Annotated in this window: 14 protein-coding genes, 1 tRNA gene, 1 pseudogene and 1 riboswitch; of the genes and pseudogenes, 8 read left to right on the forward strand and 8 right to left on the reverse strand. The window is 71.6% G+C overall.

The genetic code is table 11. From position 1 onward, the window contains the following. Window positions 1-182: 182 nt before the first annotated feature. Both ribA and ACFWP7_RS30385 read right to left on the reverse strand, forming a co-directional pair. Window positions 183-809, reverse strand: a complete 627-nt coding sequence (gene ribA, locus ACFWP7_RS30380; protein ID WP_384387721.1) for a GTP cyclohydrolase II — start codon at window positions 807-809, stop codon at window positions 183-185. A 156-nt stretch (window positions 810-965) separates the two neighbouring features. Continuing rightward, window positions 966-1,475, reverse strand: coding sequence for a MarR family winged helix-turn-helix transcriptional regulator (locus ACFWP7_RS30385; RefSeq protein ID WP_384387724.1), 510 nt, complete (start codon window positions 1,473-1,475; stop codon window positions 966-968). Between the two features lie 119 nt (window positions 1,476-1,594). On the opposite strand from ACFWP7_RS30385, the gene ACFWP7_RS30390 reads away from it, so the two are divergent. The 6 genes from ACFWP7_RS30390 to ACFWP7_RS30415 all read left to right on the forward strand — a co-directional run bounded on the left by ACFWP7_RS30390 (window position 1,595) and on the right by ACFWP7_RS30415 (window position 8,262). Next, window positions 1,595-2,731 carry a dihydrofolate reductase family protein gene (locus tag ACFWP7_RS30390; RefSeq protein ID WP_384387726.1) on the forward strand — a complete coding sequence of 379 codons (1,137 nt, stop codon included), beginning with the start codon at window positions 1,595-1,597 and terminating at the stop codon, window positions 2,729-2,731. Between the two features lie 230 nt (window positions 2,732-2,961). Continuing rightward, complete coding sequence (locus ACFWP7_RS30395) at window positions 2,962-4,173, forward strand: alginate lyase family protein (RefSeq protein ID WP_384387729.1); 1,212 nt, start codon at window positions 2,962-2,964, stop codon at window positions 4,171-4,173. A gap of 61 nt (window positions 4,174-4,234) precedes the next feature. Continuing rightward, a tRNA-Met gene (locus tag ACFWP7_RS30400) sits at window positions 4,235-4,308 on the forward strand. Window positions 4,309-4,606: 298 nt separating this feature from the next. Continuing rightward, a complete protein-coding gene (locus tag ACFWP7_RS30405; protein ID WP_384387768.1) occupies window positions 4,607-5,734 on the forward strand; it encodes a PP2C family protein-serine/threonine phosphatase in 1,128 nt (375 codons plus the stop codon). Window positions 5,735-5,979: 245 nt separating this feature from the next. Then, a riboswitch (cyclic di-AMP (ydaO/yuaA leader) is annotated at window positions 5,980-6,137 on the forward strand. An 11-nt stretch (window positions 6,138-6,148) separates the two neighbouring features. After that, window positions 6,149-7,180: a M23 family metallopeptidase gene (locus tag ACFWP7_RS30410; protein WP_384387732.1), complete on the forward strand. Its 1,032-nt coding sequence runs from the start codon at window positions 6,149-6,151 to the stop codon at window positions 7,178-7,180. Between the two features lie 137 nt (window positions 7,181-7,317). Beyond that, window positions 7,318-8,262, forward strand: a complete 945-nt coding sequence (locus ACFWP7_RS30415; RefSeq protein ID WP_384387735.1) for an aldo/keto reductase — start codon at window positions 7,318-7,320, stop codon at window positions 8,260-8,262. 24 nt (window positions 8,263-8,286) lie between these two features. On the opposite strand, the gene ACFWP7_RS30420 is transcribed toward ACFWP7_RS30415, so the two are convergent. The 5 genes and pseudogenes from ACFWP7_RS30420 to ACFWP7_RS30440 all read right to left on the reverse strand — a co-directional run bounded on the left by ACFWP7_RS30420 (window position 8,287) and on the right by ACFWP7_RS30440 (window position 13,491). Beyond that, window positions 8,287-9,621, reverse strand: coding sequence for a PrsW family intramembrane metalloprotease (locus ACFWP7_RS30420; RefSeq protein ID WP_384387738.1), 1,335 nt, complete (start codon window positions 9,619-9,621; stop codon window positions 8,287-8,289). Between the two features lie 81 nt (window positions 9,622-9,702). Beyond that, entirely contained in the window at window positions 9,703-10,512 is an 810-nt protein-coding gene (gene trmB, locus ACFWP7_RS30425; protein WP_384387742.1) for a tRNA (guanosine(46)-N7)-methyltransferase TrmB, read from the reverse strand. A 25-nt stretch (window positions 10,513-10,537) separates the two neighbouring features. Beyond that, a pseudogene (locus ACFWP7_RS30430) lies at window positions 10,538-10,681 on the reverse strand (forkhead-associated protein); the annotation flags it as partial. Beyond that, window positions 10,674-11,879, reverse strand: a complete 1,206-nt coding sequence (gene lhgO, locus ACFWP7_RS30435) for an L-2-hydroxyglutarate oxidase (RefSeq protein ID WP_384387744.1) — start codon at window positions 11,877-11,879, stop codon at window positions 10,674-10,676. The gene lhgO and the pseudogene ACFWP7_RS30430, both read right to left, overlap by 8 nt. A gap of 190 nt (window positions 11,880-12,069) precedes the next feature. Beyond that, window positions 12,070-13,491, reverse strand: a complete 1,422-nt coding sequence (locus ACFWP7_RS30440) for an MFS transporter (protein ID WP_384387746.1) — start codon at window positions 13,489-13,491, stop codon at window positions 12,070-12,072. An 856-nt stretch (window positions 13,492-14,347) separates the two neighbouring features. Here ACFWP7_RS30440 and ACFWP7_RS30445 point away from each other — a divergent pair. Then, window positions 14,348-16,444 (forward strand): asparagine synthase-related protein, encoded by a 2,097-nt coding sequence (locus ACFWP7_RS30445; protein ID WP_384387750.1) that lies wholly within the window; start codon window positions 14,348-14,350, stop codon window positions 16,442-16,444. Window positions 16,445-17,047: 603 nt separating this feature from the next. After that, the gene (locus tag ACFWP7_RS30450; protein ID WP_384387752.1) at window positions 17,048-20,494 is read left to right on the forward strand and encodes a BTAD domain-containing putative transcriptional regulator; all 3,447 of its coding nucleotides are present in this window, start codon (window positions 17,048-17,050) and stop codon (window positions 20,492-20,494) included. Between the two features lie 186 nt (window positions 20,495-20,680). Here the strand turns inward: ACFWP7_RS30450 and ACFWP7_RS30455 are convergent, their stop codons facing one another. Further along, entirely contained in the window at window positions 20,681-22,687 is a 2,007-nt protein-coding gene (locus ACFWP7_RS30455) for a sigma-70 family RNA polymerase sigma factor (protein WP_384387754.1), read from the reverse strand. Between the last annotated feature and the right edge of the window lie 273 nt (window positions 22,688-22,960).

Consider the following 22,960-nt stretch of genomic DNA (forward strand, 5'->3'; position numbering starts at 1 on the left):
GGGTGACCCTGTAGAACGAACGACCGTGCAGCCCGTCGGACCCCCCCGGCCGTCGGGATCCTTTCCGTGTCCTTGGTCTACACTGCCCTTTCGCACTAGGGAATTGACGACCAGTTTCTTCTGCGCCTCGGTGTCGCGGCAGCGGGGGAGTACGCGGGAGTCGGCCGGAGACGGCGGGGCTGTCAGCCCGCCGTCAGCTCCGTCAACGGCAGTGTGTGCTGGGTCTGGAGGACCTTGGCTCGGAGGTAGCGGACGTTGTGGGCGGTGGTGAAGACGCCCGTGGGGACGCGGTGGGCGACCGTGATACCCAGGTCGCGGAGCTGGTCGGCCTTGTCGGGGTTGTTGGAGAGCAGGTCCAGGGAGTCGATGCCGAGGGCCCGGAGCATCTGGGCGGCCGCGGTGTAGTCGCGGCCGTCCTCGGGGAGGCCGAGCGCGGCGTTCGCGGCGTAGGTGTCGAGGCCCTGGTCCTGGAGGGCGTACGCGTCCAGCTTGTTGTAGAGGCCGATGCCGCGGCCCTCCTGGCGGAGGTAGAGCAGGACACCGCCGCGGTCCGCGATCCGTTCCACCGCCTCGCGCAGCTGCGGGCCGCAGTCGCAGCGGGCCGAGCCGAAGACGTCGCCGGTCAGGCACTCGGAGTGCAGCCGCACCAGCGGGTCCGCCCCGGGTTCGCCCAGGACGACGGCCAGGTGTTCCAGGCCGTCGGCGAGGCCGTGGAAGGTGACCAGCTCCCCGTCGACCGAGTAACCGTCGCCGAAACGCAGGGGCACGGTGACTCGGGTGCGCACTGTGGCGGTGGGGTAGTCGCGCATGTTGTCTCTCCGGTCCGGTCCAGCGGGTTCGTGCATCGGCTCAGCGCATCGCTCAGTGCTTAAGATTTGAAGCACATCCTTGGAGACATACAGTACATGGTGCTTTAAAGTTCAAGCAATAGGTTTCGTGGCCCTACGCCTCACACGGCTCGCGCCTCATGGTGTGGATGAACGCCGCCGCCACGGCAGATCTTCCCGAGAAGCCGTGGCATTCTCGCCCTCGATCGCCCGCGTGACCTTCCGGCAGATCTCCTCCAACTGCCCGACCTCCTCGGCGGTCAGCTGGTCGAAGAGCGCACTCCGTACCGTCTCCACATGCCCGGGCGCCGCCCGCTCCAGGACGGTCATGCCCTCGTCCGTCAGGACGGCGACATGGCCGCGTTTGTCGCTGGGGCAGCCCTCGCGGCGTACTGTTCCGTCGTTCTCCAGCCGGGTCACGGCGTACGTCAGACGGCTGCGGGTGATCTTCAGGATCTCCGCGAGCTCGGTCATCCGCAGCCGCCGGTCCGGCGCCTCGGAGAGCATGGCGAGGATGGAGTAGTAGAGGTGCGGCATGCCTGCCTGTGCCTGGAGTCCGCGGTCGATCGCGTCGCCGACGAGGGAGGTCGCGGAGATGTACGAGCGCCAGGCGCGCTGTTCTGCGGGGGAGAGCCAGCGGGTCGTCATGCCGCCAGTGTAGGTATTGTTTAAAAGTTGAACCACCGTGAGTCGAGCGGACCGGAGACGGTCGGCCACAGGCCACCATTGAGTCGTACCGAGCCGTCGCGAGTTGGAGTGTGCGCCCCATGCCCCACCCCTACGTCCTGTTGTCCGCCGCCGTCTCCCTCGACGGCTTCCTCGACGACACCGGTCCCGAACGGCTGCTCCTCTCCGGTGCGGCCGACTTCGACCGTGTCGACGAGGTACGGGCGTCCAGTGACGCGATCCTGGTCGGCGCCGGCACCCTCCGCACGGACAACCCGCGGCTGCTGGTCAACTCGGCCGAGCGGCGCGCGGCCCGGGTGGCCGCGGGGCGCTCCGCGTACCCGTTGAAGGTCACGGTCAGTGGGTCCGGTGACCTCGACCCCGGCGCGCAGTTCTGGCACACCGGCGGCGAGAAGGTCGTCTACACGACCGACAAGGGCGCCGGACGGCTGCGCGGGCCGGGGCTGGGGCCGGACACCGACGTCGTTCCGGTCGGCCCCGAACTGGACTGGCGGGCCGTCCTCGAACACCTCCATGACGTACGAGGTGTGCGGCGACTCATGGTCGAGGGGGGCGGCCGGGTGCACACGCAGTTGGTACGGGAGGGGCTCGCGGACGAGATCCAGCTCGCCGTCGCGCCGCTGTTCGTCGGGGAGACGGACGCGCCCCGGCTCTTCGGGCCGGGCCCGTACCCCGCCGGGCGGCTGAGGATGGTGGAGACGCGGGCCGTCGGGGACGTCGTACTCATTCGGTACGTTCCCACCGCGCCCGGAGCCGGTGGGCTCGCCTCCGCCGCCGACCGGCGCTGGCTGGGGGTTGCCTGCGAGCTGGCGGCGTTGTGTCCGGCGTCGGAGAGTGCGTTCAGTGTGGGGGCGGTTGTGGTGGCCGCGGACGGGACCGAGCTGGCGCGCGGGTACTCCCGGGAGGGTGGTGATCCCCTGGTGCACGCTGAGGAGGCTGCGCTCGCCAAGGTCGATCCTGCCGATCCTCGGCTCGCGTCCGCCACCGTGTACAGCAGCCTTGAGCCGTGTGCTCGGCGGGCGTCGCGAGCCGTGCCGTGTGCGCGGCTCATTCTTGATGCCGGGGTGCGGAGGGTTGTCACCGCTTGGCGGGAGCCGGACACGTTCGTGGCGGGGGCCGATGGGAACGGGGTTCTGGTGGCGGCGGGGGCCGAGGTCGTCGTGCTTCCGGAGTACGAGGAGCTCGCGGTGGCGCCCAATCGGCATCTGCTGGGGTAGCTCGCGGCGGGGTGGGTGGTGCGGCCGTGAGTTTTTTCGCCCCCTCCGCCCCTACCCGTCCCTTCTTCCTGGGGCTGCCGCCCCCAGACCCCCGCATCGCCCTGAACCGCCCCGTCCTCAAGCGCCGGACGGGCTAAAAGATCTCAGGCGGCCTAAGAGATCCTGCGCCCCCTCCCCCCACACGTAATGCTGCTCCTGAGCCGGCACAGAGGACAGAGGTAGGAGCAGCGATGGGTTCAGTGGGGCGGCGGGTGGCGGCGGTGCTGGTGGCGCCGCTGTTGGTGGGGCTGGTGGCGTCGTGCGGGATGTCGTCGCAGGGGCGGACGGTGCGGGCGCGGGCGAAGGACGCGGCGTTCGAGCACCCCGGGGTGCTGGTCAGCAAGGACCAGTTGAGCGCCGTACGAAAGCATGTGGACGCCGGGGAGCAGCCGTGGCTGCAGGCGTTCCTGGACATGCGGGACAGCAAGTACGGGTCGTACAAATACGAGGCGAAGCCGTACGCCACCGTCGAGTGCCCACCCGGCACCCGGGCCGGGCACGGCTGTGTCGAGGAGCGCGAGGACGCGATCGCGGCGTACACGCAGGCCTTGCTGTGGAGCATCACGGGCAAGCAGGAGCACGCCGACAAGGCGGTTCAGATCATGGACGCCTGGTCGGGGAAGGTGAAGCGGCACACGGAGGGGAACGCCGGCCTGCAGACCGCGTGGGCCGGGTCCACCTGGGCGCGGGCCGGGGAGATCGTGCGGCACACCGGAGCCACCTGGCCGACGGCGAGCGTGGCACGGTTCCAGGGCATGCTGCGGACCGCCTACCTCCCCGAAGTCAGCAGGAAGGTCCCGGACTACAACGGGAACTGGGACCTCGTCATGACCGACGCCGCCATCGGGATCGCTGTGTTCCTCGACGACCACAAGGCGTTCGACGACGCCGTCGAGCGGTTCCGCCAGCGCGTGCCCGCGTACTTCTACCTCGCGAAGGACGGGAAGGTGCCGCTGACACCCGTCGGCAGCACCGTCGACACCCCGCAGAAGCTGACCACGTACTGGTTCGGCCAGCAGCGCTACACGGACGGGGTCTCGCAGGAGACCTGCCGCAACTTCAAGCACGTCGGGTACTCGCTCGCCGCCACCGCGCACATCGCCGAGACCGCCTGGCACCAGGGCGTCGACCTCTACAGCGGCGTCAAGGACCGGCTGAAGGCCGCGCTCGACTTCCACTCCAGATACCAGATGGGGGAGACGGCGCCCGCGTGGCTGTGCGGCGGGCGGGTCGACCGGAACATGGGGCCCGACCTGGAGGTCGCGCTCAACCACCTGGAGGACCGGCTCGACGTGCACGTCCCGGCCGCCCACCGGCTGGCCGAGCAGACGCGGCCGGCCGGCACGGACGATCTCTTCGTGTCCTGGGAGACGCTCACGCACGCCGGGAATCCGGCCGCCTGAGGGGTGGGCATCCATGCTGGTCCTGGGGGTCCCGCTGATGGCGTATAGTTGCGTTTAACGGCGCGGGGTGGAGCAGCTCGGTAGCTCGCTGGGCTCATAACCCAGAGGTCGCAGGTTCAAATCCTGTCCCCGCTACTCAAGGCCAAGGGCCGGAACTCGGATTCACGAGTTCCGGCCCTTGGTGTTTGCCCGTGCCCCGGGGACGCGGGCGTCCCTCGGTCGGCTCACACCGGTCGCCGCCCGCCCCCGCTCCGGGAAATCTGGACGGGTGGGGCAGCAAGCAGGCGAGCAGCGGGCGGGGGATCCGCACGACCGGAGCAACCCGTCCGGCGACCGGAGCGGCGACCGACACGGCGATCCGTACGACGGTTCGCCCGACCAGCCGCTCGACCCGTCGTACGACCGGTCCGGTGGGCGGTTGCCGGGAGATCCCGTGCCCGACCCCGGGCTGGCGGGCGCGGCGCCGCCCGGACCGGCGGGAATCGACGGGCGGAGGGTCTCGCACACCCAGAGGTTCGTCCGGGTGCTCCCCGCGCTGCTCATCGTCGCCGGGATCCTCTACGAGTACTTCACGCCGAAGGACTTCACCGGCGCCCCCCTCTTCACGGCCGCCGCGCTCGTGGCGGCGCCCCTCTACTCGCTGCGCGGCACCGTGGTGACCGGAGCCCTGGCCGTCGTGGGGGCCGTCGCGGTCCAGATGAAGCTCGGGGTGGCCCTGCACGCCGAGGCGGTCACCGAAGCGATCACGGTGGCGACGGCCGCCGCACTGGCCGCCTTCATCAACGTCGTCGTCCGGCGCGGCAACGAGCGGCTCGCCTCCGTCCGCGAGATCGCCGAGGCCGCCCAGCGCGCCGTACTGCCGCAGCCCGAGGAGCGGATCGGCGGGCTCGACGTCGCGGCGCGGTACGAGGCGGCGCAGGAGGACGCGTTCATCGGCGGTGACCTCTACGCGGTGCAGGACTCCCCGTACGGCGTACGGCTGGTCGTGGGCGACGTACGCGGCAAGGGCATCGGTGCGGTGGCCGCCGTCGCCGTCGTCATCGGGGCGTTCCGGGAGGCGGCCGAGCAGGAGGCGACGCTGGAGGCGGTCGCGGGACGCCTGGAGCGGGCCCTGGCACGCGAGGGCACCCGGCGCGAAAGCCTCGACGCCTTCGAGGGGTTCACCACGGCGGTGCTGGCGGAGATCCCGCACGGCGAGGAGGTCGTACGGATCGTCAACCGCGGCCATCCCCCGCCGCTGCTCCTGCGCGCGGACGGCACACTCACCACGCTCGACGCCGAGGATCCCGCACTGCCCCTCGGAATGGGCGAGTTGGGCATGTGGCCCGACCGTGCGCAGCAGGCGGAGTTCCCGCGGGGAGCCATGCTGCTCCTCCATACGGACGGGCTGTCCGAGGCCCGCGACGAACGCGGGCGCTTCTACGATCCCGCGGCGAGCCTCGCCGGACGGACCTTCCCGGCGCCCGAGGCGCTGCTGACCACCCTCGCCGAGGAGGTCCGCCGGCACTCCGGCGGCGGCACGACGGACGACATGGCGCTGCTCGCCGTACGGCGTCCGTGAAAGCCTTCGGTCGCGTTGTCACCAGGGGTGATCGGATGGCGTCCCTCCGCATAACATCTGATGCACCGTCAGAAATCAGGTGACCGACAAGAGACGGTCAACTCGCCCGTTTTACGGTGGTGATGACCCGTAAGTCCTGGCCAGAAGCGTTAATGATCAGTCAGAACGGCTTGGAATCCGGTGCCCGCGTCTATTAACGTTCGATAACGCAGCGCGGTAGTCCCAGCCGTCACAAGAGTCGGCTCCGTGCGCACGCGCCGAATCCCGCAAGGGAACCGGGGAACCACCAACTTGGGGTGAATCGAGCGTCTTCCGCGGTGGGAACACCAGCGGTTGACGCGCGTAGGAGACCTTCCTGCTCCGAACCCGTCAGCTAACCCGGTAGGCGAGAAGGAAGGAAAGGAGCACGCCCACGTGGCGTCCAACCCGCCTGCCCAGGCACCCTCGTACCCGCCGAGCGAAACGCACACCTTCGGTTACGGCATGGACGACGAGGGCCCCCGGGAGGAGTGGAATCCCACCGAGGAATCCCTCCGTCCCATCCGCGGCCGGCACCGCGTCTCCAAGCAACGCGGAGGCGGCGGACTCGCTCGCAGCTCCACCGTTCTGGGCGTCGGCGTCATAGCCGCCGTCGGCGCGGGTGGCATGGCCACCGCGGCGCCCGGCAAGCCGCCGGTTTCGATCTCGGTGCCCGACCTGCCGTCCGTGGGCTCGATCCTCTTGGACGACAGCTCCGGCGACGAGGCCAAGGGCTCCACCACCCCGCTCACCAGCGCCGGTCTGACGACCGCCGACACCGAGCAGGGCGCCACGGACGCGGGCGAGGTCCTGCGTTCGCGCATCATGCAGCAGGCCGAGGTCCAGAAGGACCAGGCGGACACCGCGGCCCAGCAGGCCGCCCAGACAGCCGCCGTGAAGAAGGCAGCCGACGCCGCCGCCAAGGAGCAGAAGGCGGCCGAGGCCAAGGAAGCCGCCGCGAAGAAGAAGGCGGAGGAGGAGGCCGCGGCCAAGGCGGAGGCGGAGCGCCTCGCCGAGCTCGCCAAGAGCTACACGCTGCCGACCTCCTCGTACACCATCACCTCGACCTTCGGTCAGGCCGGCGCGCTGTGGTCCTCCGGCTATCACACCGGCCTCGACTTCGCCGCTCCCACGGGCACGCTGATCAAGGCGGTCCACAGCGGCACCGTCACGGAGGCGGGCTGGGCCGGGTCGTACGGCTACCGCACGATCCTCACCCTCGACGACGGCACGGAGCTGTGGTTCTGCCACCAGTCGTCGATCAGCGTCAGCGTGGGGCAGAAGGTCGCCACCGGTGATGTCATCGGGCGCGTGGGTGCGACGGGCAACGTCACCGGGGCGCATCTGCACCTGGAGGTTCACCCGGACGGCTCCGAGACCGGGATCGACCCGATGGCGTGGCTGCAGAGCAAGGGGCTCAACCCCTGACGCGTACGGTGCCGTACAGGCGCGTACGTGCGTTGTTCCCTGTTCCCCGGCAGCCCTGACGTCATCCCCCCGACGTCAGGGCTGCCGGTCAGGTACGTGCGGAATACAGTCATCCGCTCAGGACGTTGAATTCTGGCATGACTTCTCTTCGCAAGCTTGGTTCGTCCGACCTTGAGGTCTTCCCGCTCGCCCTCGGCGGCAACGTCTGGGGCTGGACCGTCGATGAGGCACAGTCCTTCGCCGTGCTCGACGCGTACGCGGCCGGCGGCGGCAACTTCCTCGACACCGCCGACTCGTACTCGGCGTGGATCGAGGGCAACAAGGGTGGTGAGTCCGAGACCATCATCGGCAAGTGGGTCAAGGCGCGCGGCAACCGCTCCGACATCGTGATCGCCACCAAGGTCAGCCAGCACCCCGACTACCCGGGGCTGTCCGGCGACAACATCAAGGCCGCGGCCGACGCGTCGCTGCGCCGTCTGGACACCGACTACATCGACCTCTACTTCACCCACTTCGACAAGCCCGAGGTGCCGGTCGAGGAGATCATCGGCGCCCTCGACGAGCTGGTGAAGGCCGGCAAGGTGCTCAACATCGCGGCATCCAACATCTCGCCCGAGCGGCTCCAGGAGTCCCTGGACCTCTCCGACCGCGAGGGCCTCGCCCGCTACGTCGCCCTCCAGCCGGAGTACAACCTGGTCTCGCGCGACACCTACGAGGGTCCGCTCCGCGACATCGCCTCCCGCTCGGGCCTGGCGGCCGTCCCGTACTACGGCCTCGCGTCCGGCTTCCTCACCGGCAAGTACCGCCCGGGTACGACGGTCGACTCGCCGCGTGCGGGGGGCGCGGCCAAGCACCTGGAGACCGACCGGGGCCCGCGTGTGCTGGCCGCCCTCGACGAGGTCGCCCAGGCCCACGACGTCCCGGTCGCCACCGTCGCCCTGGCCTGGCTCGCCGCCCAGCCGACGGTCGCGGCGCCGATCGCCTCCGCGCGGTCCGTGGAGCAGCTTTCGGCGCTGCTGGGAGTGGCGGACCTCGTCCTCACGGACGCGGAGCTGGGCAGGCTGACGGAGGCGTCGGCGTAACCAATCGCTGCCGTACTTGACGTACTACGAGCGGTACGGGTTGTACGCGGGGTACGGCGTCGCCGTCCCGTAGGGCTGCCAGTAGGGCTCGGTGTGCGCGGGCGCGTACCCGTACGTGGGCCAGGGCGGCGGCGGGACCGCTGCCGCTGCCCGGGCCGCGTACGTCAGGGCCGGGCGGGCGATCTCGCGGCGGCGCCACAGCTCGTGGAGCAACTCCCGCTCCCGTACGACGAAGTCGGCGCCCGCGCGGCCGTCGCGCGCCCGGTGCCGCAGGAACGCCAGCGAGGTCGCGTACGCCTCGTACTCGGCGACGGAGCGGGCGGCGGGCTTGCCGAGATGGCGGGCGGCGTACCTGCGGGCGATCCGGCGCGCCTGCATCGAGCCGAGCGCGTACGGCTCGGGCGCGGACAGCCAGCCGGCGGCGGCGTACGCGGGCAGTTCCGCACGCACGGTGCGCAGTTCCCGCTGCCGGGTCCAGATGATCAGCCCGGTCAGCAGGGCGAACGCGGGCACCATGAACGTGGCGTACACCGCGAAGAAGCCGAACTCGCCGAAACTCGACGAGCCGTTCCACATGGCGTGCATGCCCATGGCGAGCAGGAGCCCGGCGAGGGGCAGCAGGACGCGGCGCACATGGTGGCGTTCGGCGGACAGGGCCGCGACGCCGAAGCCGATGCCGGTCAGGACCGTGAACAGCGGGTGCGCGAAGGGTGACATCACCACGCGGACGAAGAAGGTGGCGGCGGTGACCGACATGAACCCGCGGTCGCCGCTGAGCTGGTCGGTGCCGAAGGCGGTGCCGAGGTAGAGGATGTTCTCGGTGAAGGCGAAGCCGGTGGCGGTGACCCCGGCTATGACGACCCCGTCGACGATCCCGGTGAAGTCCCGCCTGCGGAAGAGGAAGACCAGCAGGACGGCTGCCGCCTTCGCGGACTCCTCCACGATGGGCGCTATGACGGTCGCGCCGAGGGTGTCGGCATTGGTCGGGTCGGCGGTGGCCGTCGCTATCCATCGCGTTGCGAAACTGTTGGCGACGATCGCTATGAGCGCGGCCGCGCAGGCGCCCCAGGCGAAGGCGAAGAGCAGGTTCCGCCAGGGGCCCGGATCGACGCGGTCCAGCCAGCGGAACGCGGCGATCAGGAGTGGGACGGGGAGTACGGCGAGACCGAGGCCGACCAGGAAGCCCTCGGTGCCGGTCTGCTGGCGGACGAGGGCAAGGATCACCAGCCCGGATATCGCGAGCAGGGTGACCAGCGCGCCGTAACGCACCCACCTTCTCCGCCACCAGTGCGCACGCTGCCGCGGTGCTCCGTCGGCGGGGCCGGTGGGGTGCGTCGGGTACGGAGGGCTGGTGGCCACGGCATCGACCCTAACGAGGGAGGGGCGCTGCCCGCGACGGTGCGTGGTGTCCGGTGTGGTGGCCGGTGCCGTCTTGGGGGGTCAGTCGCCGACGGATTGCTGGTCCCGGTGCTGTACGCGCCGGAACAGCAGGTCGTTCACCACATGACCCTTGTCCAGTCCCTGGCCCTCGAAACGGGTCAGCGGCCGGAAGTCCGGACGTGGCGCGTAACCGCCGTCGGGCCGGGTGTTCTCGAAGTCGGGGTGCGCGCTCAGCACTTCGAGCATCTGTTCGGCGTATGGTTCCCAGTCGGTCGCGCAGTGGATCACGGCGCCCGGTCGGAGACGGGTCGCGGCGAGGCTGAGGAACTCCGGCTGGATCAGCCGGCGCTTGTGGTGCCGCTTCTTGGGCCAGGGGTCGGGGAAGTACACGCGCAGGCCGCTCAGGGAGTCCGGTGTGAGCATCTCCCTGAGCAGGATGATCGCGTCGCCGTTGGCCACCCGGATGTTGGACAGCCCGTTCCGGTCCGCGAGATTGAGCAGGTTGCCCTGGCCGGGGGTGTGGACGTCGACCGCCAGGATCCCGGTCTCCGGGGCCTCGGCCGCCATCTGCGCGGTGGCCTCGCCCATCCCGAACCCGATCTCCAGTACGACGGGACCCTCGCCGCCGAACAGCTCCGCGAGGTCCAGCGTGCGCTGCCCGTCGATATCCAGGCCCCACTTGGGCCACAGCCGCTGCAACGCGTCCGCCTGCCCGACCGTCACCCGGCTCCGCCGCGGCTGAAAGCTCCGAATCCGCCGCTCGAAGTGGGACCCGGCGGGATCGGGCTTCGGCCCGTCGGGGAAACGGGGCTCGCCCTTGGGGCGGGGGGCTTGGGGGGAGGCGTTGGGCTCAGACACAGTGGGGTTCATTTTACGGGGGGCCGGAGCTGGGGATTTTCAGCCCGTCCGGCGTTTGAGGACGAGGCCGTCCAGGTCGACAGCGGGGGTCTGGGGGCGGCAGCCCCAGGTACGGGACGGGTAGGGGCGGAGGGGGCGAACCGGCATCCATGAGCGGCTCCGCCGCAGGGCCCTCACGTCTCCGCCAGCGCCCCCAGTGCCCGCCGGGCAACCTCCCGCCCGATCGGCAGCGAAGCCGTGGCCGCGGGCGACGGAGCGTTCAGCACATGCACCGTCCGGGGTCCCTCCCGGATGAGGAAGTCGTCCACCAGGGTGCCGTCACGGAGCACCGCCTGCGCCCGGACCCCGGCACGGGCGGCCACAAGGTCGCCCTCGGTCACCGCGGGCAACAGCCGCCGCACGGCCCCCGTGAACGCCCGCTTGGACACCGACCGCCGTAGCTCCCCCACCCCGTACCGCCAGTGCCGCCGCGCTATCCGCCAGGTCCCGGGCCACGCCAGTGTCGCGCCCAGCTCAAGCGGACGTACGACACCCCACCCGTACCCCTCCCGGGCGAGCGCGGGCACCGCGTTGGGCCCGATGTGCACGACCCCGTCGATCCCCCGGGTGAGATGCACCCCGAGGAAGGGGAACGCCGGGTCGGGCACGGGATACACCAGCCCATGGACGAGCTCGGGCCGCGCCAGCGTGTAGTACTCGCCGCGGAAGGGCACGATCCGCATCCCGGGATCGTCTCCCGCAAGCCGGGCGATCTCGTCGCAGTGCAGCCCCGCGCAGTTGACCAGGACGCGCCCCCGGACAACCGCCCCGTCGGCCATGCGGACGGCGGCGCCGAGTCCGGAGCGCCGGTCGATACGGACGACGTCCGCGCCGTACCGGATCTCCGCGCCGGAGGACTCCGCGAGCTGCCGTGCCACCGCGACGAAGTCGCAGACCCCGGTCGTGCCGACATGGATGGCGGCGAGCCCGCGCACCTCGGGCTCGTACTCCGCTATCTGGGCGGGGCCCAGCTCCCGCACCGGAATGCCGTTCTCCCGGCCGCGCTGGACCAGTCCGTGCAGCCGGGGCAGCTCGGCCTTCTCGGTGGCGACGATCAGCTTGCCGGTGACGGCGTGCGCGATGTCGTACTCCGAACAGAACTTGACCATCTCGGCGGCGCCCCGCACCGCGTACCGCGCCTTCAGGGAGCCCGGGCGGTAGTAGATCCCGCTGTGGATCACCCCGCTGTTGCGCCCCGTCTGGTGGCGGGCCGGGGCGCGCTCCTTCTCCAGCACCGTGACCCGGGTGCCCGGCGCCGCGCGCGTGATCGCATACGCCGTGGACAGCCCGACGATCCCGCCGCCGATCACCAGCACATCGCAGTCGTACCCGCTCCGCACCCGCACCACCTCCCGGCTTCAAGAGTGCACTGCGCCACTGACAATGCCTTCAAACCAGGGGAGGCGGCCCAAGGAGCCCCGCAGGGGCGACCGGGGACGCGGGGAACTGCGCGACCAGCCACTGATCACCCGCACTCCGAAGGCGGCACCAGCCAGGCAGCCGCGTCAACAACCCTGCGAGTCAATACACCTAGGCCGGTGCCATGAGCAACGGCCGCGCCCGCTCCCGCAGCTCCACCACGCGCGGTTCGTCGCCGTAGGGCTCCAGCCGGTGCAGGAGGTCCTTCACGTACTCCGTGGTGCGCGCGGAGGAGATGCGCCCGGCGACCTCCACCGCCCGGACGCCCTGCTCGCAGGCCGCGTCCAGATTGCCCGACTCCAGCTCGGCGACCGCCGAGACCACCAGCCGCAGACCGTGGGAGCGTACGAACTCCTCGGTCGGCTGCGACAGCGCCTGCTCGGTGAAGCGGCGCACCTGGCGTGGTGCCTTGAGATCGCGGTAGCACTCGGCGGCGTCGGCGGCGAAACGGTCGTACGAGTAGAAGCCGAGCCAGGAAGGGTCGTTGTCACCGTCCCGGGCCCGCTCCAGCCAGCCTTCGGCGGCCCGCAGGGCCGCGCCGGCCGCATGGGCGTCACCGGTGCGTGCGTGCGCGCGTGCCTCGACGAGCCGGAAGAAGCTCATGTTGCGGGCGGTGGCCAGGCCCCGGTTGCGCTCCAGGGCGGCCTGGGCGAGGTCGACGCCCTCGTCGCCGAAGCCGCGGTAGGTCGCCTGGAGGGACATGGAGGCCAGTACGTAGCCCCCCAGGGGCACGTCGGCGGCCGCCCGGGCCAGCCGCAGGGCCTGGATGTAGTAGCGCTGGGCGGCTTCCTGCTGGCCGGTGTCGAAGGCCATCCACCCGGCGAGGCGGGTGAGTTCGGCACTCGCCCCGAACAGCGCCCTGCCGACCTCGTCGGAGTACGAGCCGAGCAGCAGCGGCGCCGCCTCCACCCTCAAGCACTCGGGCACCATGGATGAACGCCAGTCGCCGCCCCCGTACTTGGAGTCCCAGCGCCTGGCGTCCTCGGCTGCCTCGCGCAGCTTCAGCACATCGCTGTGGCCGACTTTCTGCGGCGCTCCGGAGCCCTCACCGGGGCTCGCCTCGCGCGCCACCGAGCTGTCGGCCGGGGTTATCAGCCACCGCGAAGCGGGAGTTGCGTAAGCGCTCACTGCGAAGGATCCGGCGAGCGACTGCCAGATACCGCCGCCGGCCCGGCGCCCGGCGAGGTCGAGGCGGTACAGCTCCGTCGCCGACCGCACCGCCTGCCCGACGTCACGAGGGAACGCGAGACCCACCTCCGGCGCGGGATCCGCGTCCGCCAGGCCGATCTCGTGGAGCGGCACGGGACGGCCGAGTTTCTGGCCGATCGCGGCCGCGATGAGGTGCGGCGCGGCACCTTGGGGCACCATTCCCTTCGACACCCAGCGCGCCACCGACGTCTTGTCGTAGCGAAGAGTCAACCCGCGTTGAGCGCCAAGATCGTTGACGCGACGCGCGAGTCCTGCGTTGCTGATTCCCGCGAGGGCGAGAACGGTGCCGAGTTTTTCGTTCGGCCCGCGTTGCTCCCTGGACATGCGCCACCCCTCGACACAGACGGCTGCCGCGCTGGCATAACCACCCGGCATTCGTAAACCCAGCGTAGTTCGCTGCATCCCAAGCGTTAAGGGGCGTAGTTCCGGATGGCGGGATTGTGGTCCGTACGACAGTACGGACGGTTGCGGTGTGCTCCCGTTGTGTGGCTGTGCGCCCGTCCGTGCGCTCTTCTCCGGCCACCGGGGGAGCGCTTCCATGGATGATGCGTGGGTCGGCCCGCTGTACTGGATCCAGTGGGCTGGGGGACACCGCCGCCTACATCCCCGCGGGCGGCGGACCGGTCCGGGAGGCGAACTCCGCCTCCCGGACTGTGCGTTGGCGAAGCGGTGCGGAAGGCCTGTACGGAGCGTGTGCGGACCTGGCCGCCAAAAGCCGATTTGGCTGAAAATCAACGGTGGTCTTTGCGGGCAATTAGCGCTCCTACCACGTCACTTGAGGGCGCACGGGGTGTTCTTGGGGAGTGTATCGGGGGCGCATTCACGTCGCAGATTCGGTGGTGTTGGTTATTGGTCCGTCTCCGGACGGTCGCGGATCTGCTGCCCGTCGGTCGCGGATCTGCTGCCGGACGGTCGCGGGTCCGCTGCTGTCGGACGTTGGTCGGTTGCCGGTCGGTCGCGGGTCGGTCCTCGATCCGTCGCTCGTCCGTCGGCCGTTCGGTGCCGGTATGTCCTCGGTGTCTTGCTGCCGACTTGCTCCTGACGGGCTCAATACACTCTTACGGGGGCGCACTTCAGGGAGCGCAAGCCTCCCCAGGTGCCCTCCCGTGTGCCTCCTTCGTGGCAGCATGGTGCCCAGTTCGTGCGGTGCACTGGTTGTCCACAGCCTGTGGAGGCGGCGATGCGATGGTTGGTGGGGTGGAGCAGCACCGTCGCCAGAGCGCCTGAGATCGGCTCGGCGGGCGCCACGGGAAGCGACGGGGAGACCGTTCACCCGGTGGGTTCCCAACTCCTGTGGGGCGACCCCGATCCGCTCTGGGCCGTCGGCGACTGGCGCCCCGACGAGGTGCGCGTCGTGAAGGTCGACGAGCAGAACCGGATGGCCGTCCTCGGCATCTGCGGAGCCTCCGACGAAGAACTGCGGGTGGGACTCTTCGCCGCGCGCGGCGGCGCACTTCGCCATCTCACCGCCTGGTCCGGCAGCTACACCGCCGTCGTCCAGGTCGGCCGCCGCCTCATGATCGCGGGCGACCTCGCGGGCGCGCGGCCCGTCTTCTACACCCCCTGGGCGGGCGGTACGGCGTACGCGACCGCCGCCCTGCCGCTCGCTGACCTCATCGAGGCCAACCTCGACTTCGGGCACCTGGCGGCGCTGCTGGCCGCCCCCGACGTACCGGCCGCGGTGCAGGACTCGACCCCGTACGAGGGCGTACGGCGCATTCCGCCGGGGCATGCGCTGATCCTGCGCGCCGGGGCGCGCGAGATCGCAAGCTACGAGCAGACCACCTCCCTCGCCGTCGCCACCCCCTCGGCCGATCCCATCAGCGCGGTGGACGCCGTACGCGACGCCCTTGTAGAGGCCGTACGCGCCCGTCTCGCCGCGCCCCGGCATGTGCCGGGGACCGATGTGGACCCCGGGCCCGTGCCCGGCATGGGGCCCGCCGAGCGGCGGGCCGCGCGCGGGATGCCCGTCCCGGGGATCGGCGCCGACCTCTCCGGAGGGCCCGCCTCGGCCACGCTGGCGCTGCTCGCGGCGGGGCTCCCTGGGGCGCCCGGGACAGTCCTGGGGCATGGCACGGGCGCCGGTGAGCGTCTCCTGGCGGTCACTTTCAACGACCTCGCCGTCGGCGGGCGGGAATCCGAGCTGGAACGGGCGGGCTCGCTGGCCGCGAATCCCCGGCTCCACCATGTGGTGGTCACCGGGGGCGAGGAGACGCTCCCTTACGCCGACCTGGAGGGGCCGCTCACCGACGAGCCGGGGCCGTCCCTCGTGACCGCCGCGCGGCACCGGGCCAGGCTGTCCTCCGGGAGCGCGGATCACTTCACGGGGTACGGCGCCCGGCAGGTCATGGACGCCCACCCGGCCCGGCTCGCCGACCTCCTGATGGACCGCAAACGCCGTCACCTGGTGAAGCCCGTCGCCGCGCTCACCAAGGCGGACGGGTCCGTCATGGTCCCCGCGCGCGTGTACGGCGCGGCACGCAAGCTCGCCCGTACGCCGTACCGCACCGGGGTCGACGTCCTCGCCGACCGCCTGATGCAGCGCCGGTTCGACGAGCCGGGCGGTGCCGTCGGGGCCTCGCTCGCGGCCCTCACCTGGGCCAGACCCGGGCCCGCCGCGCGCTGGCTCACCGGTGAGGCGCTGGCTGAAGTATCGGTTCGCCTACAGGTTGTCTCGGGCCGGGCCGGCGTCGGTCCCGGGCAGCGGCCGGGCGACTTCCGCGCGCGCGCCGCCCTCGCGCGCCACGCGTCCGATCTGCGCGTCCTGGAGCAGGCCGCCGAGGTCCGTTTCCAGCGGCTGCACGCGCCGTTCCTCGACAACCAGGTCGTCCGCGCGTGCCGTGCCCTTCCGGAGGCACTGCGGGTTCAGCCCGGTGCCCGGGCCGCGATCCTCCGTACGGTGCTGGAGGGGGCCGGGGTGGGGGATCTGCCGCCCGGGTGGGGCGCGCCGTCCCATGCCTCCTCGGCGGCTGCCGCACGTACGGGGTTGCGGGTCGCCGCGGATTCCCTGATCGCCCTGTTCGACACGCCTCTGCTGGCGCAGGCCGGGCTGGTGGAGGCACGCGTCGTCCGCAAGGCGCTGCGCGCGGCCGCCTCGGGGGAGCCGCTGCCCTTGGACGGGCTGGCGGATCTCGTCTCCCTTGAGGTGTGGTTGCGGCGGTTGCTGGGTCGGCGGGGGACCTGTTGGACGGGGACGCCTGCTCGGCAGCGGGCGGTGCCGGCGGGGATTGTGCCGCAGGGGCGGGCGTTGGGGGCGGGGGCTGCCCGCCGGGGTTAGCTGATCGGTGCCTTGTGCTGGTGCTGGTGCCGGTGGGTGTGTGGTGTCCGGTGCCTGTGCGTTTGCGCCGTCCGGTGCGGGTGTGGGTGCGGGTGCGGGTGCGTTTGCCGTCCGGTGGGTGGGTCGGGGGCGTGCCGGTACGTCCCGCCCGTCGCCGACGGATCAGATGTTGGGCAAGGGTGCGGGGGTCCGGTGACGCGGGCGTACGCGACGGGCGTCTGGACGTACCGGCACGCCCCCTTCCGTCGTCGTTCGGCTGCGGGCCGTGGTGGCCCGGCAGCAACGCTCTTCGGCTCCGGCCCTGTGGTCTTCAGGCTGTCGGGCGTTTGGGGTGGGGCGGCGTTGTTCCGATCGCCGCCCCACTTGCGTTTCCACCCACGCATCCATCCGCGCGGTTCCGAGAGATTTTCAGCCTGTCCGGCGTTTGAGGACGAGCGCGTTCAGCGCGATGCGGGGGTCTGGGGGCGCAGCCTCCAGGTACGGGACGGGTAGGGGCGGAGGGGGCGAAAGAAGGTTGTGGTTGGTCGTCCGCGTCGGGGTACCTCGGGGGCTCGCCGGATAAAGGCGGTGCTGTGGAGGGGTGGGGGCGGGGAGAATGGGTGGGTGCGGTACGGGATTCTGGGGGTGACCCAGGTGGAGGACGACCGGGGGGCCCTGGTAGCGGTGGGCGGCCCCCGGGTCCGCGCACTGCTCGCAGCCCTGGCCCAACGCCCCGACCGCACGGTCGCCCAGGAGACCCTGATCGACGAGGTGTGGGCCGCCGAGCCCCCACAGGACGCGCCCGCCGCACTGCAGGCCCTGGTCGGCCGCCTGCGCCGGGCGATCGGCAAGGACACGGTCACCTCGGAGGCAGGCGGCTACCGCCTGAGAGCCGCCAAGGACGACGTGGACCTGTTCGCCTTCGAGCACCTCGTGGCAAAGGGCAGGTCCGCACTCGCAAGCGACGACGCCACGACCGCCGCCACCCACCTGCGCGACGCCCTCGCCCTCTGGCGGGGCCCCGCCCTCGCGGACCTCCCCGACCGCACCGCCGCGACCCGCCCGGAAGCCCTGCGTGTGGAGGCGACCCGGACCCGCGTCGAGGCCGACCTGCGACTCGGCCGCGCCGATGACGTCGTACCGGAGTTGAAGGAACTGACGGAGGCTCACCCGTACGACGAAGCGCTGCACGCCCTGCTCATCCGCGCCCTGCGCGACGCCGGCCGAGGCGCGGACGCCCTGGCCGCGTACGAGAGGACGCGGCGCCGCCTGACGGACGGGCTCGGAACGGACCCCGGGCCGGAACTCCGCGCGCTGCACACGGAGTTGCTGGAATCCGGGGCCGGGGTGGGGTCGGGGAACGGAAGACCGCCCCGGACGGCGGGTGCGGAACGGCGGGCTCAGTGGCCGACGGCTCAGGACGCGGCGGCTCGGAATCCGGCGCCCGGCGACCCCTCGCGCTCCGCCCGGAACGGCAACATTCGTCCGCGTCTGAACTCGTTCGTGGGGCGGGAACCCGAAATCGACGCCATCCGTTCGGATGTGCAGAGGGCACGACTGGTCACTCTGACCGGACCGGGGGGTTCGGGCAAGACCCGTCTCGCCGAGGAAGCCGCCGCCGGGCTTCCCCAGGCGTGGCTGGTCGAGCTCGCGCCGCTCGACCGGCCGGAGGCGGTCCCCGGTGCCGTGGTCAGCGCCCTCGGTCTGCGCGAAACCGTGCTGATCACCAACGAGATGGCGGGACCTCAGGACGACCCGGTCGCCCTGCTCGTCGAGTACTGCGCGCCGCGCAACCAGCTCCTGATCCTTGACAACTGTGAACACGTCATAGGCGCCGCCGCCGAACTCGCCGAAACCCTGCTGACGCACTGCCCCGGGCTCACGATCCTCGCCACCAGTCGTGAACCCCTGGGCGTGCCGGGCGAGTTGCTGCGCCCGGTCGAGCCCCTGCCGCCCGACCCGGCGCGCCGCCTCTTCCTGGAGCGGGCGTCGGCCGTCCGTCCCGACACGGACGCCGGGTTCCACGACTCGGCGGCGGTGGACGAGATCTGTCGGCGGCTCGACGGTCTGCCTCTGGCCATCGAGCTGGCTGCCGCGCGGCTACGGCTGCTCACGGCCCGGCAGATCGCCGACCGGCTCGACGACCGCTTCCGGCTCCTCACCTCCGGAAGCCGCACGGTGCTGCCCCGCCAGCAGACCCTGCGCGCCGTCGTCGACTGGTCCTGGGACCTGCTCGACGAGCGGGAGCGGACCGTCCTGCGCGAGGCGTCCGTCTTCGCGGGCGGCTGGGACCTGGTGGCCGCGGAGGCGGTGTGTACCGGCCCCGCAGCCGACCTCGTCGGGTCGCTCGTGGACAAGTCCCTGATCGTCGCAACGGCGTACGACGGAGGCGGGGAGGAAGGCGGGGGAAGTGGCGGCATGAGGTATCGCATGCTGGAGACGATCCATGAGTACGCCGCCGAGCGCGCCGCCGAGGTTCCCGAGCAGCGTGCCGAGGCCGAGCGGCGGCATCGCGCGTGGGTGCGCGCGCTGGTCGAGGAGGCCGAGCCGCTGCTGCGCTCCGCCGAGCAACTGCCGTGGATCCGGCGGCTGGAGACCGAGCTCGACAACATCCGGGCGGCCGTCTACCGCACCGTTCTCGTCCGTGACGAGGAGGAGGCCGGCGCCCTCGTCCTGGCCATGGGATGGTTCTGGTGGCTGCGCAACTTCCGCCGCGAGGGCGCGGAGTGGACGGACCTGGTGCTGCGGCTGTGCGCGGTCAGCGCCGGCGTCGCTCCGTCCGCCCCCGGTCGGTGCGGCAGGCCGGGCGACTCTCCCGACCGCGACCAGGACGCACCTCTCGCCTTCCTGGCCGCCGTCGACCCGGTGGCGGCCTTCCTCGAAGCCCCCACATCCGCCCCCGACCACGACGAGCATCACCCGCTGTACGCCATGCGGATGAGGCTGCGCATGCTGTACCTGTTCATGAAGGTGGAGATCGACCCGCTGGCCGGGCAGGAGGACGGGCCGATGCGGGAGTACACCGCGCGTGTGCGGTCCGTCTTCGAAAAGGGTGGCCCGGAAGCGGCAATTCTCCCTGGCGTCATCTGGCCACTGGCCGCCTACTACATGGGCAGCACGGAGGATCTGCGGCCCGCCATGGACGCCGCGATCGCCAACTGCCGTCTGTACGGCGGTGAGTGGGAGGTCGGCTTCATCCTGATGTTCCGTACGCATCTGGTTGTCGACGCCCCCGGCGGGATGCCCGGCGTGGACGACGACCTGGCCGAGCTGCGCGTGCTCAGCCGCCGGGTGGGCGACCGCTGGATGCGGGCCCTGGTGTGCAGCGCGGCCGGTGAGGCGGCCATGTCACGCAGTCTCTTCGACGAGGCGAAGGGGGAGTACGAGGAGGCGCTGCGGCTCTCCTTCGAGGTGGGCGCGTACGCCGAGACGCCCTTCCTCACGGCGCGGCTGGCCGAGATCGCCTATCGCGAGGGCGATCGTTCCCGGGCGCTGGCGGCTCTGGACGAGGCGAGCGCCGCGTCCGATCGGTACGGGGTGCCGGACGCCCGTGCGTTCGTCCACATGCTGCGGGCCCAGATCGCCCTGGACGACGGGGAGGTCGCCCTCGCCCACGAAATGTACGAGCAGGCACGCGTGGAGAGCTTCCGCGGTACCCCGCCCCCGCAGTTCATGGCGGCACTGGACTTGGTCGACGCGGTCATCACGGCCGCCCGGTGCGGCCCGGAGCACGGTCTGCGGAAGCTGTCCGACGCCCTGCCGGCGGCGGTGGCCGGACGCTGCGCCGATGTGGTGCTGGCCGCCCTCGTCGACTGCGCCGCCGGCCTTCTCTCCGAGCTGGGCGACCATCCGCGTGCGGCCCGTCTGCTCGGTGTCGGTACGCGATGGCGGGGCGGTCATCCCCGGCGCGCCCAGGAGCGTACGGCGGCCGAGCGCACGGAGGCCGCCGCGATCACAGCCCTCGGCCCCGTCCGCTACAGGTCCGAGCGCGCCGCGGGCGCCGACTTCACCCGGGACGACGCCCAGCGGGACATGGCCGGGGCGCTCAAGGAATATCCCGTCGACGTCTAGTTGGGTGGCTCGGAGGAGCATTCCGTCGACGGGGTTATCCCGTCGACGTCTAGCTGTGCGGATCTGAGAAGCACTTCGCCGACGCGTGGCTAGCCGGCTCTGCGGAGCACCCGACGCCTGACCGCGCGGCTGGGCGGAGCACCTCGCCCACCGCTACCTCTGTTCGCGCCGCCAACCCACCCGAACTCACTCGCACAGGAACTTCGACTCCGCCCAGTCCGCCAGTGCCGTCGAGTCGAGGACGGAGTGGGGCTCGACGACGAGGCGGATGGTCTTGCGGCCGGCGAGGTTCACATGGAGGGGGATCGCCTGGTCGCCGCCCTTGACGAGCGGCGACTGCCACATGCGGGAGCCGTCCGCGTACACGGAGAAGCGCACCTGGCCCAGGCCAAGTGTCATGTCGTCGATGCCGACCACGGCGTCGTACGCCGAGCAGTTGCGGTTGAGGTCGATGGTGACGGAGGAGTGGCCGTGGACGGTCACCCCGTGCACGTACTGCTTGTCCGCGATCGACACCCCGAAGCGCTGCCACACCCAACTGCTCTCGCCGAGCCGCATCTCGGGCTTGGTGCCGTCGCCGCTGACGTTGTAGTCCAGCTCGCTCCACTGGTAGACGACCGGCGCGGGCGGAGGGGGAGGCGGCGGTGTCGGCGTGGGGGGCGGGGGAGGCGTCGGCCTGGGCGTGGGCTTCGGCTTCGCCGGGGTCGGCGACGGCTTGGGTGTGGGTGTGGGCTTCGGGGTGGGTGTGGGCGTCGGAGTGGGGGTGGGCTCAGGTGCCGCCACCACAGGCGGCTTGGGCGCGGGTGCCTTCTTCGGCGGCTTGGGCGACGGCAGGGGTACCTCGGCGGCGGGCGAGGTGGCCGGCTTGGCCTCGGGCTTCTTGGGCTGTGTCTCGTTGCCGGCCAGGGCGAGCGCCAGCGCCGCCGCGGCCACCGCGACGACACCCGCGGCGATACCAGCCTTGACCGGCGCGCCCAGCCCCTCCGAGGCGGCCGCGCCGCCACCCGTGCTCGCCCCGCCGGAGCTGCCGCTCGCCGCGGCGGCCGCACCTGCCGCACCCGCGCCGGCCCCACCGGCGATGAGCGCGGCGGCCTTTGCGTACCCGGCGGCACCGAACCAGCCGATGACCGCGATCGGCACGAGCGACGGGATCCCGCTGGCGACTTCCTTGATCTGACCTGCCGCCAGGCGGCACTTGGCGCACTCCTCCAAGTGCTTGCGCAGCCCGCGCTCGGCGCGCATCCGCAGCCCGCCGCGGGCGTAGGCGCCGAGCCGGTCGGCGTGGCGCGCGCACTCCTCGTCCATGGTGAGCGTGGCGCTCACATGCGCCTGGAGGTAGGCCTGCTTGAGGCCTTCGCGGGCGCGACTGGCCAGCACCCGCGTGCCGTTGGCGTCGAGCCCGAAGAGGGTGGCGACATCGCTCGGCGACTCGTCCTCGACCTCGGTGTGCCACAGCACGGCCTGCCAGCGCTCCGGCAGCGACCGGAACGCCTGCATGGCCATGGACTGCTCGGCCTCGTGCATCGCGCGCACATCCGCGCCGAGGTCGAGTGTGTCGTCGTCGGACACCTCCGAGCTCCGGGCGGCCTGCGCGGCGAACACCGCGAAGTCCTCTACCAGTTGCTCCCGCTTCGCCGTCTTCGTCCAGTTCGCGGCGACCCGGCGGACGGTCGTGAGCAGATAGGCGCGTACGGCGTGCTCGGGGCCACTGCCGCCGCGTACGGCCTGCAGCATGCGGGCGAACACCTCGGCCGTGAGGTCGTCCGCGGTGTGCGGGTCACGGCAGCAGGTGCGGGCGTACCGGCGCACGGCCTCGGCGTGGCGCCGGTACAGCCCCTCGTACGCCGTGTCGTCACCCGCGCGCATCCGCTCGATCAGATCGGCGTCGGACGACGGCAGATCGACCGGAGAGGGATCGGCTGGAGACGACGGATCGAACGGAGGCGGGTCGAACGGAGGGGGCAGGACGCTGCCGCCGTCCCGCCGGTCGAACCGGTCGCGCTGCGGCGGAACGCTGGGATCGGTCCCGCCGTCCGAGGGCGCGGCACCCGGGGTGCCGCCCTGCGGATCACCCTGTGGACCATCCTGCGGACCACCCTGGCTGGGTACCTGTTGTGACGGCAGCCCGCCGGTCTCCGTGCCGCCGTCCGCGCCACCGTCACCGAGTGACTCGTCCCGCCCGTCAACGCTCATTGCGGAAAGCCCCCGCCTGCACACTCGGACCCGAATACGGGCAAGACTGCCACAGGCACAAGAGGCTTGACGTCCCCGTGGGGACCTACCACTCGTCCGTGGGGACTTCCCATACGCCAGCACTAGCCGTCACTCTTTTGGGGAATAGTCAACAAACGGCTCCCGGCAGGGAGTTGGCGCCGCGCCTGGAATGTCCGGAGCGTGACCGGTGGGCCCGGTGGGCCCGGTGGGCCCGGTGCGCGAGTGACGCAGCACCCGCGCCCGGACAGAACC

The organism is Streptomyces sp. NPDC058470, from assembly GCF_042721055.1.
GTDB lineage: Bacteria > Actinomycetota > Actinomycetes > Streptomycetales > Streptomycetaceae > Streptomyces.